Below are 14889 nucleotides of genomic sequence, written 5' to 3'. Positions count from 1 at the left end.
GAACCCGGCATGACCCAGGAAACTGCCCTTCTGTCGACGACGCCCGCCACGGGCGACGAGCGCGCCCCGGCCCGCAAGGTCTTCGTCAAGACCTACGGCTGCCAAATGAACGTCTACGATTCCGACCGCATGACGGACGCCCTGTCGCGCGACGGCTATGTCTCGACCGACGTGCTGGAAGACGCAGACTTCGTGCTGCTCAACACCTGTCACATCCGCGAAAAGGCGGCGGAGAAGGTCTATTCCGAGCTCGGCCGCCTGCGCGACCTGAAGAAGGAAAGGGCCAAGGAAGGCCGCGAGATGGTGATCGGCGTTGCCGGCTGCGTCGCGCAGGCCGAAGGCAACGAGATCCTGCGGCGCGCACCCGCCGTCGACCTCGTGATCGGCCCGACCACCTATCACCGCCTGCCCGAGGCGCTGAAGCGCGCCCGCAGTGGCGAGCGCGTCGTTCAGACGGACTATGCCGTCGAAGACAAGTTCGAGCACCTGCCGGCACCCGACAAGGCAAAGACCCGCCTGCGCGGCGTCACCGCCTTCCTCACGGTTCAGGAAGGCTGCGACAAGTTCTGCACCTTCTGTGTCGTGCCCTATACGCGCGGCTCCGAGGTTTCCCGCCCCGTCGCCCAGATCGTCTCCGAGGCGGAGAAGCTGGTCGAGGGCGGCGTGCGCGAGATCACCCTGCTCGGCCAGAACGTCAACGCCTGGCATGGCGTCGGGCCCGATGGCCGCGAATGGGGCCTTGGCGACCTGCTTTTACGCCTTGGCGAGATCGAGGGCCTTGCCCGGCTGCGTTACACCACCAGCCATCCGCGCGACATGGACGACAGCCTGATCGAGGCGCATCGCTCGATGGAAAAGCTGATGCCCTACCTGCACCTGCCGGTGCAGTCGGGCTCCGACCGCATCCTGAAGGCGATGAACCGCAGGCATACGGCGGCGGAGTATCTGGCGCTGATCGCGCGCATCCGCGCCGTCCAGCCGGACCTGGCGCTCTCGGGCGATTTCATCGTCGGCTTCCCCGGCGAGACCGATGAGGACTTCGAAGACACCATGCGCCTCGTCGAGGCCGTGGGTTATGCACAGGCATTTTCGTTCAAATATTCGACCCGACCCGGCACGCCGGGCGCCGAGCTCGGCGACCAGGTTCCCGAGGACGTGAAAGCCAAGCGCTTGGAAAAATTGCAGGCTTTGCTGTTTTCCCAGCAGCGTGCCTTTGCCGAGTCCTGCGTCGGCCGCGAAATCGACCTGCTTCTGGAGAAGGAAGGGCGCATGCCCGGCCAGCTCGTCGGGCGTTCGCCGTGGCTGCAGCCGGTGAATGTTGATGCAAAAGCATCGCAAATCGGTGACATTATCAAGGTGCGAATCATCAAGGCCGGGCCGAACAGCCTGTTTGCGGAGATGATCGGGTAAGGACCGAAAACAAGGAGCCTGAACCGCTTGAACGGACACGAATTGATCTCTTCATCCACGCGCCAGTCGAAAACCACTGCGACAGACGCCAATCACTTCGTGCTGACCTTCGAGAACAATCGGTTCGCCAGCGAGCTCTTCGGCCAGTTCGATCAGAACTTGAAGCTTCTCGAAGAGCGCCTGCGCATCGACGCCCGGCCGCGCGGCAATTCCGTCGCGATCTCGGGTGACGTCGTCGCCACCAACCAGGCCCGCCGAGCTCTTGATTATCTCTACGGGCGGTTGCAGAGCGGCGCGTCGATCGATACGTCTGATGTCGAGGGCGCGATCCGTATGGCGGTTGCCGCCGACGATCAGCTACAATTGCCGACCATGGAGCGTAAAGCCAAATTGACAATGGCGCAGATTTCGACGCGCAAGAAGACGATCGCCGCGCGCACGCCGACGCAGGATGCCTATATCCGTGCGCTCGAGCGCTCGGAGCTGGTCTTCGGCGTAGGCCCCGCCGGTACCGGCAAGACCTATCTTGCCGTTGCCCATGCCGCACAGCTGCTTGAGCGCGGCGCCGTCGACCGCATCGTGCTGTCGCGTCCTGCCGTCGAGGCGGGCGAGCGCCTGGGCTTCCTGCCGGGCGACATGAAGGAGAAGGTCGATCCTTACCTTCGGCCTCTCTACGACGCGCTCTACGACATGATGCCGGGCGACAAGGTCGAACGCGCGATTACCGCCGGCGTCATCGAAATCGCGCCGCTCGCCTTCATGCGCGGTCGTACGCTTGGCAACGCCGCCGTCATTCTCGACGAGGCGCAGAATACGACATCAATGCAGATGAAGATGTTCCTGACCCGCCTGGGTGAAAACGGCCGGATGATCGTCACCGGCGATCCGAGCCAGGTGGACTTGCCGCGTGGCGTCAAGTCGGGCCTGGTCGAGGCGCTGCAGATCTTGAAGGGCGTCGAGGGCGTCTCGGTCGTCCGCTTCAAGGATGCCGATGTCGTCCGCCATCCGATGGTGGCGCGCATCGTCAGGGCCTACGAGTCCCACACGGCCGTGCACGACGAAAGCGAGCAGGGCGACCGCTGACAGGCGGTCGCTGCGATCATGACGGCATTGGATATCCAGATCAGCGTGGAAGAGGGCAACTGGCCGGACGAAGAGGCGTTGCTCGCTTTCTCGTCGCCCGTGCTCGAGGCGGCGGCAGCATTTCTCGCAAGCGAAGAAAAGCAGCCGCTGCCGAAGGTGCCGCCGGAGCTCTCGCTCGTCTTCACCGACGACGCCTCCATGCGGGCGATCAACGCCGAGTGGCGCAACCAGGACAAACCGACCAACGTTTTGTCCTTTCCCGCCTTTCCAGTGACGCCCGGAAAGATGCCCGGGCCGATGCTCGGCGACATCATCGTTGCCCGCGAGACGCTCGAGCGCGAGGCTGTGGAGCTCGACAAGTCCTTCGATCAGCACCTGACGCATCTTCTCGTGCATGGATTCCTGCATCTTTTCGGCTATGATCATATGGAAGATGACGAAGCCGAAAGAATGGAAAGCCTGGAGACTCGCATTTTGGCGCGTCTTGGCTTATCTGACCCCTACGGGGATCGTACCCCGGATTAACAGTTTGGACCGATGAGCGATTATAAAACACAGCCCGTCGCGCTGGCGACCGAGGAGGCAGATGCCTCCGGAGAGGCGGAGGCGGGCAGTAGTAGCACCGCCACTCGACACGAGGGCACGAAATCCACTTCCACCTTCTGGAGCCGGGCCGCGCGTCTTTTGCGCGGCGCAAGTCCATCGAGCCTGCGCGAGGATCTTGCTGACGCGCTGCAGACCGATGCCGACAGCAACACGGTCTTTTCGCCCGGCGAACGGGCGATGCTCAACAACATCCTGCGCTTCCGCGAGGTCCGGGTCGAGGATGTGATGGTCCCCCGCGCCGACATCGAGGCGGTCGATCAGAGCATCACCATCGGCGAGCTGATGGTGATCTTCGAGGAATCCGGCCGCTCGCGCATGCCGGTCTACAGCGAAGGGCTCGATGACCCTCGCGGCATGGTCCACATTCGCGACCTGCTGTCCTACGTCACCAAACAGGCCCGCAATCGCCGGCGCAACGGCAGGGCCCAGGCTTCGACGACAGCTGCGTCCGAAAAGACGCCGCGCTCGCCCAAGGCAAGTTTCGACCTTTCGCGTGTCGATCTCGGCAAGTCGCTGGAAGAGGCGGGCATCGTCCGCCAGCTTCTCTTCGTACCGCCCTCGATGCTGGCCTCCGACCTGATGCAGCGCATGCAGGCGGCCCGTATTCAGATGGCGCTTGTCATCGACGAATATGGCGGAACCGATGGTCTCGTCTCGCTCGAAGACATCGTCGAGATGGTCGTCGGCGACATCGAGGACGAGCACGACGACGACGAAGTCATGTTCGCGCGCACCTCGGACGATGTCTTCATCGCCGACGCCCGTGTCGAGCTGGAAGAGATCGCCGCGGCGATCGGTCCCGACTTCGACGTGCGCGAACAGCTCGAAGACGTCGACACGCTCGGCGGCCTGATCTTCGCCTCGCTTGGCCGCATTCCCGTGCGCGGCGAGGTCGTCCAGGCGATCCCGGGCTTCGAGTTCCAGATCCTCGATGCCGATCCGCGCCGCGTAAAGCGCGTCCGCATCATGCGCAAGCGCCCGCCCGCCCGCCGCCGCGTTCTGCGGCCGGAAGGCGAGACGGTTGCAGAGGCCGGAGCGATCAATCGCGCCAACGGTGCAGCCGCCCCCGAGGCCACGGCGGACGAACAGTAATCGTCTGGTTCCCGCGCGTCTTTGCGCGCGGGTAATCCCTTTTCGCCTATCTGCGATGTCTCCTGAGCCGTTGTCGTAAGCGCCGACCAAGCGCCGGAACCTTCGCCTTGCCCCCTAATCCAGCCCCGAAAGGGGACAAGCAGCCGGTTTTTTGGAAGACTGGCCCCGATTGATTCGGGTGTTGTTGCGCTCCTCCGCCGTGGCAGGCGGCGGGATCGACTGGAGGCTGCATGGTAAGACTGGCTGGCAGGGTGATGTTACTTTCCGGGTTTCCCCGGGCTTTGCTCGCTTTCTTCGCGGGGCTTATCGCGGTTCTAGCGCAGCCGCCCTTCGGCATCTTCGCCTTTGCTTTCGTCGCTTTCCCGATCCTCGTCTGGTTGCTTGATGGTGCGACCGGAAATCCGGATGGTGGCTTCATCCGGCGGCTCTGGCCCTCGGCGGTTGTCGGCTGGTGGTTCGGCTTCGGCTACTTCCTCGGGGGTCTCTGGTGGCTCGGCAACGCCTTGCTCGTCGAGGCCGATGAGTTTGCCTGGGCGCTGCCGCTCGCCGTCGTCGGTCTGCCGGCCTTTCTCGCACTCTTCTATGCGCTGGCAACGCTGATCGCCCGCCTGTTCTGGTCCGATGGCGTCGGGCGCATCGCCGCACTCGCCCTCGGCTTCGGCCTTGCCGAATGGCTGCGCAGCTTCCTTTTTACCGGCTTTCCCTGGAATGCGATCGGCTATGCGGCCATGCCGATGCCGCTGATGATGCAGTCGGCAAGCGTCGTCAATCTCGCGACCATCAACATGCTCGCCGTCTTCGTTTTTGCGGCACCCGCCCTGATCGCGACGGGTCGGGGGAGCCGGATCGGACTTTCGCTTGCCGTCGTGCTTTTTGCCGCCCATGTGGGCTTCGGCTTCTACCGCCTGGCGCAGCCGGCGCCGGCCTCGCCTGAACCGCCGCTGACCGTACGCCTCGTCCAGCCGGTGATCGATCAGGCAAAGAAGCTCGATGACGGCGAACGTGCCGCCGTGTTCGAGGAGCATCTGGCCCTGACCGCGGTCGCTCCGGAGAAAAACGGCAAGCGGCCGGATATCGTCGTCTGGCCCGAGACATCGATCCCCTTCATCCTCACCGACAATCCGGACGCACTGGCCCGCATCGCCGAGGTGCTCGACGACGACCAGATCCTGGTTGCCGGCGCGGTGCGCGTGGAGGATGCCGGCGCCGGGCTGCCGCCCCGCTACTACAACTCGATCTATATGATCGACGGTCGGGGCCAGATCATCGGCGCTGCCGACAAGGTGCATCTGGTGCCATTCGGCGAATATCTTCCCTTCGAGGACCTGTTGTCGTCATGGGGGCTGAGTTCGGTCGCCGCGTCTATGCCCGGCGGGTTCACTGCGGCAAAGAGCCGTTCGTTGCTGACGCTGCCCGGCGGCCGCACGCTCTATCCGCTCGTTTGCTACGAGGCGATCTTCCCGGATGAGATCGACGGGGCCGCGCGCCGGGCCGATGTGCTTCTCAATATCACCAACGATGCCTGGTTCGGAGATACGCCGGGCCCGCGCCAGCATTTCCATCAGGCACAATTAAGGGCCGTAGAAACTGGCACCCCCCTTGTCCGAGCGGCAAACAGCGGTATATCAGCAATTGTTGATGCACGTGGGGTTTTAATGGTAGGATTATCCTACAATTATAGGGGAGTGGTCGACACACTTCTGCCGGGAAGGATGCCTACCCCGTTGGACGACGCTATGCGAAGCCGCGTTTTCTGGCTGGGTGCGATCTTCCTCCTTCTGGTTGCAGTGTTTTCGCGTGTTAGTTTTAATATTAGGAAGAATTGACCTAAAACCCCTAAAATTGCATAGTGGTCCGCACCATCGTCCTTGTTGTGCTGGCTCTGTCCTTATCACCGTGGCGGTCGCTTCGGTGAGCGTAGGTCTCATGCCGGGCGATGGATAAACGAAACAGCGTGTTTGGGAACGCAGATATGATCGAAAACAAGAAGAAGCCGAACCCGATCGACATTCATGTCGGAAGTCGGATTCGTCTTCGCCGTACGATGCTTGGCATGAGCCAGGAGAAGCTCGGCGAAAGTCTGGGGATCACCTTCCAGCAGATCCAGAAGTACGAGAAGGGCACGAACCGCGTTGGCGCCAGCCGGCTGCAGAACATTTCAGGCATCCTGAACGTTCCGGTTTCCTTCTTCTTCGAGGATGCCCCGGGCGAAAACAATGCCGGTCAGTCGGGCATGGCAGAAGCTTCCAGCTCGAACTACGTCGTCGATTTCCTGTCGTCCTCCGAGGGGCTGCAGCTCAACCGCGCTTTCGTCAAGATCACCGACCCGAAGGTTCGCCGCCGGCTTGTCGATCTCGTCAAGGCACTCGCTGCGGAAGCAGAAAGCGAATAGTTCCAACGTTCCCCGTCGGGACTTGAAAACAAAGCGGCCTCTGTGCCGCTTTTTTCTTGCGCGCCTTTCCCTCCGGCGCACCAAAGTGATTGGCTGCGATGGCGATATAAAGATATATTTATGTCGTTGTGTGCTTGTTTTTCGGTCGCAAAACCACTAACACCGTGCCAGCGCTTTTTCTTCATTGAGGGGACTTCCCGCATGCGTGCAAACTACCTGTTCACGAGTGAATCCGTAGCCGAAGGTCATCCGGACAAGGTGTGTGACCGTATCTCCGACGAGATCGTGGATCTGGTCTACCGTGAAGCGGCCAAGACCGGTGTCGATCCCTGGGGCGTGCGTATCGCCTGCGAGACGCTGGCAACCACCAACCGCGTCGTGATCGCCGGCGAAGTGCGTCTGCCGCCGAGCCTTCTGAAGAAGGACAAGGACGGCAACGACGTCATCAACCCCTCGAAGTTCAAGTCCGCGGCCCGCAAGGCGATCCGCGAGATCGGCTATGAGCAGGACGGCTTCCACTGGAAGACGGCGAAGATCGACGTGCTCCTGCACTTCCAGTCCGCCCACATTGCGCAGGGCGTCGACAGCGCTGCCGACAAGCAGGGCGAAGAAGGTGCTGGCGACCAGGGCATCATGTTCGGCTACGCCTGCCGCGAAACCGCCGAGCTGATGCCGGCGCCGATCTACTATTCGCACCGCATCCTCAACCTGCTCGCCGCTGCCCGCAAGAAGGGCGAGGGCGAAGTCGCCAAGCTCGGCCCCGACGCCAAGAGCCAGGTCACGGTTCGTTACGTCGACGGCAAGCCGACGGAAGTCACCTCGATCGTTCTGTCGACGCAGCACCTCGATGACACCTGGGATTCGGCCAAGGTTCGCGCGGTCGTCGAGCCCTACATCCGCGAAGCCCTCGACGATCTGAAGATCGCCGACGACTGCACCTGGTACATCAACCCGACCGGCAAGTTCGTCATCGGCGGCCCGGACGGCGACGCCGGCCTCACTGGTCGCAAGATCATCGTCGACACCTACGGCGGTGCCGCACCGCACGGCGGCGGCGCATTCTCGGGCAAGGACACGACCAAGGTCGACCGTTCAGCTGCCTATGCCGCCCGTTACCTGGCAAAGAACGTCGTTGCCGCCGGTCTGTCCGACCGCTGCACGATCCAGCTGTCCTACGCCATCGGCGTTGCCCAGCCGCTGTCGATCTATGTCGACCTGCACGGCACCGGCAAGGTTTCGGAAGACCAGGTCGAGGATGCGATCCGCAAGACGATGGACCTGTCGCCGACCGGCATCCGCCGTCATCTCGACCTCAACAAGCCGATCTATGCCAAGACGTCCGCCTATGGCCACTTCGGCCGCAAGGCTGGCCGCGACGGTTCCTTCTCCTGGGAGAAGCTCGACCTCGTGAAGCCGCTGAAGGCTGCGATCGAAGAGGGCGGCGCCGTCAACGGCCGCGCTGCCGCCTAAACAGGCGATCGGCGCGGCGTCACGCCGCGCATTGAAGATAGCGCAGCGTCCTGCTATCAGGCGTTTGCGAAAATCAGGGCGGGTGCTCCGACAAGGAGCGCCCGCTTCGTTCATTTTGATTCTGGGTTGGCCTGATCCAGGATCGGTATGACCAAGGGAAAGACGACATGACCGAACCGCGCCGCGCCAGAGCAACCGAGGCCTTTTTCGGCCGCCGCAAGGGCAAGCCGTTGCGCGAGCGGCAGGCGGGGCACCTGGAAACCGTGTTGCCGACCCTGAAGCTCGACCTTTCGAACCCGGCGCCGGCGGACCTGAAGACGCTCTATCCTGAGGGCGTGGACCGCATGCGCCTCGAAATCGGTTTCGGCGGCGGCGAGCACCTGATCCACCGCGCGGCCGAAGCGCCGTCCACCGGCTTTATCGGCGTCGAACCCTTCGTCAATTCCATGGCCAAGCTCGTCGGCCATATCGAAGAGCGCGGCGTCAGCAACGTCAGGCTCTATGACGACGATGCCACCCAGGTGCTCGACTGGCTGCCGGCCGCGTCGATCGACCAGATCGACCTGCTCTATCCGGACCCGTGGCCGAAGCGCAAACACTGGAAACGCCGTTTCGTCTCCAAGGTCAATCTCGACCGCTTCGCCCGCGTGCTGAAGCCCGGCGGCGTGTTCTGCTTCGCCTCGGATATCGATACCTATGTCAACTGGACGCTGTTGCACTGCCGCGATCACGCGGCCTTCGAGTGGACGGCAGAGAAGGCTTCCGATTGGCTGACGCCCTATGAAGGATGGCCGAGCACGCGCTACGAGGCCAAGGCACGCAGGGAAGGGCGCAGCTCCGCCTATCTCACGTTTCGTCGGGTCTAAAGCAATTCCAGGAAAAGTGCGAAGCGGTTTTCCGTCCGGAATTGCGGACTAGAAGATCAATTCCAGGAAAAGTGCGAAGCGGTTTTCCGTCCGGACTTGCGGGCTTGCAGATCAATTCCAGGAAAAGTGCGAAGCGGGTTTTCCGTCCGGAATTGCGGACTAGAAGATCAATTCCAGGAAAAGTGCGAAGCGGCTTCCGCTCCGGCCTGCGTCGCTCTCGCGAGCGACGGCTTTCAATCAAACATCATGGCGCTTCCGCCATGGACGGCAGCACTGTCAGTGCAGGGTAACGGTCTTCAGATCGTCCTCGGCCGCCTTGAAGAAGGTGCTGGAACGGTTGTCTGTCAAAAGGATCGGCGTGCCATCGGCGCCGAACAGCGCCCAGAGATCAATACCCGGTCCCATCTCCGGTGCTTCCGGGAAGCAGCGCGAGACTTCTTCCGAGCGCATTTTCCGGATGTAGCCGATTTCGCCTTCGCCGAGATGCGCGAGGTCGTTCTTCGACAGCGACGAGCTGATGTCTTTCAGTCCCATGGTGACACTCCGTGGTCGCCGGTGAGGGGAGAATCCCGCCGGTTATCCTACTCTGGGACTGAAATGTTAATTTTCTTTACCATACGAACCGGTTCGGGACGAACGAGGTCGACGGAGAGCAGGCCGTTGCGCAGTTCCGCGCCCAGAACCTTCATGCCGTCGGCGAGAACGAAGGTGCGCTGGAACTGGCGTGCCGCAATGCCGCGGTGCAGGTAGTCGCGGTCGCCGTTGTCGATCTGCCGGCCGCGGATGACGAGCTGGTTCTCTTCGGTGGTGACTTCGAGATCCTCTTCGGAAAAGCCTGCCACGGCGAGCGTGATGCGCAACCGTTCCGGTTCGTCGGTCGAGGCATCGCCGCGAACGCGTTCTATGTTGTAGGGCGGGTATCCGTCGTTGCCCTTGGCGATCCGCTCAAGGGTCTTTTCCATCGTATCGAAACCCAGCAGAAGCGGGCTCGTAAAAGGGGTAATTCGGCTCATTCTTCAAGTCCTTGCGAGATCAAGCGACCGTTGTTCGGACCTGCCTTGCAGCATCCTTTCCGCAATATGGTAGCTGTGCGCAATGAGTGCAAGCCGCTTGCCTCCGGCGTGCACGCAAATCATAGTCCGCTCTCGCAGAATCCGGGAATGGGACCAAGGAACGCTTGGGCGTTCACTCCCGTCCGGCCCAATGCAACGTATCGATCGCGCCGAACACCGTGATCCAGGGAGGACGAGAAAGTGCCCGTGCCGAGAAAGATAATCATAGACACCGACCCCGGGCAGGACGATGCCGCCGCCATCATGCTCGCCTTCGGCAGCCCGGAAGAGATCGACCTGCTCGGCATCACCGCAGTTGCCGGCAACGTGCCGCTGGCGCTGACGGCCCGTAACGCGCGTATCCTGTGCGAACTCTGCGACCGGCCGAAGGTTCGCGTGTTCTCCGGCGCCGACAAGCCGATCGCCCGCCCGCTGGTGACCGCCGAGCACGTGCACGGCAAGACCGGCCTCGACGGCCCGGAGCTTGCCGAGCCGACGATGAAGCTCGAGGAGCAGCATGCGGTCGACTTCATCGTCGAGACGCTGCGAAAGCAGCCAGAGGGCACCGTGACGCTCTGCACGCTCGGTCCGCTCACCAACATCGCGCTGGCTCTGCAGAAGGCGCCTGACATCGCTCCGCGGGTCAAGGAGCTGGTGATGATGGGTGGCGGTTTCTTCGAAGGCGGCAACATCACGCCCGCCGCAGAGTTCAACATCTATGTCGATCCGGAAGCCGCCGACATCGTCTTCCGTTCGGGCATTCCGATCGTGATGATGCCGCTCGACGTCACCCACCGGGTGCTGACCCACAAGGCGCGTGTCCAGAAGATCCGCGACATCGGCAGCCGCCCGGCGATCGCCATGGCCGAGATGCTCGAATTCTTCGAGCGTTTCGATATCGAGAAATACGGCACCGATGGCGGCCCGCTGCACGACCCGACGGTCATTGCCTATCTGCTGCGGCCCGAGCTTTTCACCGGCCGCGATTGCAACGTCGCGATCGAGACCAAGTCGGAGCTGACGGCCGGCATGACCGTTGTCGACTGGTGGCAGGTCACCGGCCGACCACACAACGCCAAGGTCATGCGCTTCGTCGACGACCAGGGTTTCTTCGATCTTCTGACCGAGCGGCTGGCCCGCATCTGAACCTCGGTTCGATCATCGTACTCCAAACGAAAACGGCGCCCCGAGAGGCGCCGTTTTCTTTTCTCGTTCCGTTGATCAGAACTCTTCCCAGTTGTCCTGGGCAAGCGCGTTGGCGCCGGAGGTCTGGGTAAGCACCCGCTGCGTCGAAGCCGAGTAGTTGCTTCGCGCCGGGCTTGCTGCCGGAGCGGGCCGCGCTTCGCGGGCGGGAGCCGCGACCGGAGCCGGGCGTTCGGCCGCGCGCATGCGCTCGGCCGTGCCGCGCAGCATTGCTGCGGAGGACGGCTGGGCCGATGTTGTCGCCTGCGCGACCCGGAAGCGCGCAACGAGCGTGTTGAGCGTGCGCGCTTCCTCGTTGAGCGCCATGCCGGCCGCCGTCGTTTCCTCGACCATGGCGGCGTTCTGCTGGGTGACCTGGTCCATCTGGTTGACGGCCGAGTTGATCTCCTTCAGGCCGACGGCCTGCTCGGAAGCGGAGCTGGAGATCTGGCGGATGAGGCCGTTGATCTGCACCACCTGCTCGGCGATCTTTTCGAGGGCACCGCCGGCCTTGCCGACGAGATCGACGCCTTCGCGCACCTGGCCGGCCGAGGTGTTGATCAGGGTCTTGATCTCCTTGGCGGCGTTGGCGGAGCGCTGGGCGAGCTCGCGCACTTCCTGGGCGACGACGGCAAAACCCTTGCCGGCGTCACCGGCACGCGCCGCTTCGACACCGGCGTTCAGTGCCAGAAGGTTGGTCTGGAAGGCGATTTCGTCGATGACGCCGATGATGCGGCTGACCTCGTGCGAGGACTGCTCGATGCCCTTCATCGCGGCGATCGCCTTCTGCACCACTTCGCCCGACTGTCCGGCATCGCTGCTGGCCACGTCTACCGATTTCGCGGCAACCTTGGCGTTTTCGGCGCTGGCGTTGACCTGCGAGGTCAGCTCGTCGAGGGCGGCTGCGGTTTCTTCCAGGCTTGCAGCCTGCTGTTCGGTGCGGTGCGACAGGTCGTTGGCAGCGCTGCTGATTTCGCTGGTGCCGTTGCTGATGTTGACGACCGAATGGTTGACGGTGCGGATCGTCTCTTCGAGGCTTTCCATCGTCGCGTTGAAGTCGCGCTTGAGCTGGGCGTATTCGCCCGGGAAGTCGTCGGTGATGCGGAAGGCGAGATCGCCGGACGACAGGTGCGAGAGACCCTTGCCGAGGCGAGCGACGATGTCGCGCTGGAGCGCACTCGATTCGGCGCGTTCGGTTTCCGAGCGGCCGCGTTCACGCTCGGCCTGTTCGCGCTCATGGCGGGCTTCGCCTTCGAGACGCTTGGTGTCGGCAAGCTGATGGCGGAAGCCTTCGAGCGCCTTGGCGACTTCGCCGGTTTCGTCGGAACGATCCTGGCCGGCGATCGCCTTGGTGTAGTCGCCGTGGCTGAGGTCGTTCACGTCCTTGACGAGGCTTGCCAGCGGCTTCTGCACGAAACCACGAACAGCAAGATAGAGACCGAGCAGCACCGCGCCGAGCACGACGAGGCCGCCGACGATCATCATGTAGGTCTGGTCCTTGACCGGCGCGTTGATCGCGGTGCGCGGCACGTCGACGAGCACGATCCAGCTGGTGTTCACGCCCGAGAGCGTGAAGGGATAAACGAGACGGTCGAAGGGCTCGTTGCCGTCATAGGAGAGGTTGGAAATGATCCCCGGCTTGCCCGAGGCCAGCGCGTTCTTGACCACCTCTTTGCCTTCGCCGTCATACTCCTTGAGCAGAAGGTCCGGGATCGGCGCGACCAGCCATTTTCCGGTCTGCGACAGCAGGTAGACGCGGCCGGTGTCGAACGGCTTCAGCTTCGCGAGGCCATCGCCGAGCGAGGCAAGCGAAATGTCGACGCCGGTGACGCCGAGAAGCTTGCCGCCGGACATGACGGGATAGGCGATCGAGCTCATTGCGGTCGGAACGTCGGTGTCCTGCGCCGTATAGGGCTGCGTGATCGCGCCCTTGCCGCTTTTTGCAGCGAGTTTGTACCACTCGGCCGCGTAGTCAGCGCCGAAAGTGGAGTACTGGATTTCGTTGGTGCGGCTCTTCGACCAGTAGGGCGTGAAGATGCCCTTGTCGTTGCCGCCCAGTTCCTTGTTGTTGACGACGTCTTCCTGGCGGCCGTCGAAGGCCTTGGGCTCCTCCGCGAACCAGCTGCCGAAGGCAAACGGGTTCTGCTCGAGGTTTGCCCTGAGGATGTTGATCACCCCGGTGCGCTCCAGCGACTTTTCGGCATGTGCGCGGCCAAGGATGCCCGCCATCGAGCGGGCAGCGCTTGCAAGCTCGCCGATGTCGCCGGCAATGTCGGAGGCAATCGCGCGGGCTTCGCCGCTTGCCTGCTCGAGGACCAGCGTTTCGACGCGGTCCTGGGTCTGGGAGATGAGAACGAAATTCGAGGCAAGCAGGACAAGTGCGATCGTGCCGCCTGTCACCGCGATCAGTTTGGTCGCCAGCGATTTGGCTTGGAACTTGAACATGAAATCCTCACGTGCTGGGAGGTCCGCAGGTTTTCACCTGCGGTGGACGCATTTCGCAATGGGGGTGAACTCCATCATGGAGCGTCAGATGCCGACCGGCATGTTGGAGGCGACCAGGCGCTTCGGCCGGTTTTCTCAGGGTCCTGAATAGACTGGAGAATCTTAAGATAGGGCCAACACGGACGTTATTTTACGCGTCGCTTGCATAAAATTGCGCGCAAAGTTTTATGTCCGCGACATCGTCTGTCCGGATTGCGCAAGCGGCCGTCGGGAAGGGGAAAACAATGCGGGCAGGGCCTGCGGAAAATAAAGACGGGCGAATATCGCCCGTCTCAAGCGTGCGCTTTCAGGTGCGGAATCTAGAGGCGCGATGCCACGTCCGCGGCGAGCGGGATCGAGGGCTGGGCGCCGCTCTTCAGGCAGGCGAGAGAACCCGCGACCGCTGCACGGCGCAGGGCGTCGGGGAAGGCGATACCGGCATCGAGGCTGGCTGCGAGGTAGCCGCAGAAGGTGTCGCCGGCGCCGACGGTATCGACCGGCTCGATCTTCAGGCCCTTGGCGCGCTGGATCTCACCTGCATGAACGGCAACAACACCTTCGGCGCCGAGCGTGACGATGACCGTCTGGCCGGTCTCGGCGTGCAGCGCCTTCATCGCCTCTTCGCGCTCAGTGCTCCCGATACCGCTCTTGCCGGCGAGCAGTTCGAATTCGGTTTCGTTGGCGATGACGATATCGGCCGTGCGGCCAAGGCGGGCTGCCTCGGGCGTCAGCGGCGCAATGTTAATGACCGAGCGCACACCCTTCTGTTTGGCGGCGGTGAGCGCCTTTTCGACCGAGGCGGCCGGAATTTCGAGCTGCAGCATCAAGGTGTCGCCGGGCTTCATGCCATCGACTGCCTTTTCAGCATCGGCCTCATTGACCGTCGCATTGGCGCTGGCGACGACGACGATGACATTTTCGCCATCACCGCCGACGAGGATATGGGCGGTGCCGGTCGGTTCGCTGACCGTCTTGGTCAGCGACAGGTCGGCGCCGGCACCCTTCAGCAGTTCGAGCGCGCCGTCGGCAAAGCTGTCCTTGCCTACTGCGCCTGCCATCTGCACCGTGGCGCCGGCGCGCCGTGCGGCCAGCGCCTGGTTTGCGCCCTTGCCGCCAGCGGCGGTCGAGAAGCCGGTGCCGGCGACGGTTTCGCCGGGCTTCGGAAGGCGTGCGGTGGTGGCGATCAGATCCATGTTGATGGACCCAAAAACAGTAATCATGTGTAGGTATCCTGTCGGCTTTGCGAATTGGG

Annotated in this window: 13 protein-coding genes; 9 read left to right on the top strand and 4 right to left on the bottom strand. The window is 62.9% G+C overall.

The window, feature by feature from the left end:
• Window positions 1-9 precede the first annotated feature (9 nt).
• The 8 genes from miaB to trmB all read left to right on the top strand — a co-directional run bounded on the left by miaB (window position 10) and on the right by trmB (window position 8919).
• The gene (miaB, locus tag OKW20_RS05420; RefSeq protein ID WP_043615669.1) at window positions 10-1410 is read left to right on the top strand and encodes a tRNA (N6-isopentenyl adenosine(37)-C2)-methylthiotransferase MiaB; all 1401 of its coding nucleotides are present in this window, start codon (window positions 10-12) and stop codon (window positions 1408-1410) included.
• A 27-nt stretch (window positions 1411-1437) separates the two neighbouring features.
• Window positions 1438-2493 (top strand): PhoH family protein, encoded by a 1056-nt coding sequence (locus tag OKW20_RS05415; protein WP_043615671.1) that lies wholly within the window; start codon window positions 1438-1440, stop codon window positions 2491-2493.
• 18 nt (window positions 2494-2511) lie between these two features.
• Window positions 2512-3018, top strand: coding sequence for an rRNA maturation RNase YbeY (gene ybeY, locus OKW20_RS05410; RefSeq protein WP_043615673.1), 507 nt, complete (start codon window positions 2512-2514; stop codon window positions 3016-3018).
• A gap of 12 nt (window positions 3019-3030) precedes the next feature.
• Complete coding sequence (locus tag OKW20_RS05405; protein WP_429170715.1) at window positions 3031-4191, top strand: hemolysin family protein; 1161 nt, start codon at window positions 3031-3033, stop codon at window positions 4189-4191.
• Window positions 4192-4421: 230 nt separating this feature from the next.
• Window positions 4422-6017 (top strand): apolipoprotein N-acyltransferase, encoded by a 1596-nt coding sequence (gene lnt, locus OKW20_RS05400; protein WP_429170713.1) that lies wholly within the window; start codon window positions 4422-4424, stop codon window positions 6015-6017.
• A 146-nt stretch (window positions 6018-6163) separates the two neighbouring features.
• Entirely contained in the window at window positions 6164-6583 is a 420-nt protein-coding gene (locus OKW20_RS05395) for a helix-turn-helix domain-containing protein (RefSeq protein WP_043615681.1), read from the top strand.
• Window positions 6584-6784: 201 nt separating this feature from the next.
• Window positions 6785-8053, top strand: coding sequence for a methionine adenosyltransferase (gene metK / locus OKW20_RS05390; RefSeq protein WP_043615683.1), 1269 nt, complete (start codon window positions 6785-6787; stop codon window positions 8051-8053).
• 167 nt (window positions 8054-8220) lie between these two features.
• On the top strand, window positions 8221-8919 hold the full coding sequence (gene trmB / locus OKW20_RS05385; protein WP_429170711.1) for a tRNA (guanine(46)-N(7))-methyltransferase TrmB: 699 nt from the start codon (window positions 8221-8223) through the stop codon (window positions 8917-8919).
• Window positions 8920-9195: 276 nt separating this feature from the next.
• On the opposite strand, the gene OKW20_RS05380 is transcribed toward trmB, so the two are convergent.
• On the bottom strand, window positions 9196-9453 hold the full coding sequence (locus tag OKW20_RS05380) for a DUF1150 family protein (protein WP_034797387.1): 258 nt from the start codon (window positions 9451-9453) through the stop codon (window positions 9196-9198).
• A gap of 47 nt (window positions 9454-9500) precedes the next feature.
• Window positions 9501-9932 carry an Hsp20 family protein gene (locus OKW20_RS05375; protein WP_034797386.1) on the bottom strand — a complete coding sequence of 144 codons (432 nt, stop codon included), beginning with the start codon at window positions 9930-9932 and terminating at the stop codon, window positions 9501-9503.
• A 240-nt stretch (window positions 9933-10172) separates the two neighbouring features.
• Between OKW20_RS05375 and OKW20_RS05370 the strand changes: the two genes are divergently transcribed.
• A complete protein-coding gene (locus OKW20_RS05370; RefSeq protein WP_429170709.1) occupies window positions 10173-11117 on the top strand; it encodes a nucleoside hydrolase in 945 nt (314 codons plus the stop codon).
• 75 nt (window positions 11118-11192) lie between these two features.
• Here OKW20_RS05370 and OKW20_RS05365 read toward each other — a convergent pair whose 3' ends face one another.
• Both OKW20_RS05365 and OKW20_RS05360 read right to left on the bottom strand, forming a co-directional pair.
• Window positions 11193-13598, bottom strand: a complete 2406-nt coding sequence (locus OKW20_RS05365) for a methyl-accepting chemotaxis protein (protein ID WP_429170707.1) — start codon at window positions 13596-13598, stop codon at window positions 11193-11195.
• A gap of 359 nt (window positions 13599-13957) precedes the next feature.
• Window positions 13958-14857, bottom strand: coding sequence for a ribokinase (locus OKW20_RS05360; RefSeq protein WP_429170705.1), 900 nt, complete (start codon window positions 14855-14857; stop codon window positions 13958-13960).
• Window positions 14858-14889 lie beyond the last annotated feature (32 nt).

Source organism: Ensifer sp. LBL, assembly GCF_050435225.1.
GTDB lineage: Bacteria > Pseudomonadota > Alphaproteobacteria > Rhizobiales > Rhizobiaceae > Ensifer.
Note: the sequence above shows the minus strand (reverse complement) of the source record. Positions and strands in the feature narration are given on the sequence as shown.

What these genes read in the sequence shown, in the direction of transcription:
- miaB (WP_043615669.1), top strand. Translation starts at nt 10, where the DNA reads ATGACCCAGGAAACTGCCCTTCTGTCGACGACGCCCGCCACGGGCGAC.
- ybeY (WP_043615673.1), top strand. Translation starts at nt 2,512, where the DNA reads ATGACGGCATTGGATATCCAGATCAGCGTGGAAGAGGGCAACTGGCCG.
- OKW20_RS05405 (WP_429170715.1), top strand. Translation starts at nt 3,031, where the DNA reads ATGAGCGATTATAAAACACAGCCCGTCGCGCTGGCGACCGAGGAGGCA.
- lnt (WP_429170713.1), top strand. Translation starts at nt 4,422, where the DNA reads ATGGTAAGACTGGCTGGCAGGGTGATGTTACTTTCCGGGTTTCCCCGG.
- OKW20_RS05395 (WP_043615681.1), top strand. Translation starts at nt 6,164, where the DNA reads ATGATCGAAAACAAGAAGAAGCCGAACCCGATCGACATTCATGTCGGA.
- metK (WP_043615683.1), top strand. Translation starts at nt 6,785, where the DNA reads ATGCGTGCAAACTACCTGTTCACGAGTGAATCCGTAGCCGAAGGTCAT.
- trmB (WP_429170711.1), top strand. Translation starts at nt 8,221, where the DNA reads ATGACCGAACCGCGCCGCGCCAGAGCAACCGAGGCCTTTTTCGGCCGC.
- OKW20_RS05380 (WP_034797387.1), bottom strand. Translation starts at nt 9,453, where the DNA reads ATGGGACTGAAAGACATCAGCTCGTCGCTGTCGAAGAACGACCTCGCG.
- OKW20_RS05375 (WP_034797386.1), bottom strand. Translation starts at nt 9,932, where the DNA reads ATGAGCCGAATTACCCCTTTTACGAGCCCGCTTCTGCTGGGTTTCGAT.
- OKW20_RS05365 (WP_429170707.1), bottom strand. Translation starts at nt 13,598, where the DNA reads ATGTTCAAGTTCCAAGCCAAATCGCTGGCGACCAAACTGATCGCGGTG.
- OKW20_RS05360 (WP_429170705.1), bottom strand. Translation starts at nt 14,857, where the DNA reads ATGATTACTGTTTTTGGGTCCATCAACATGGATCTGATCGCCACCACC.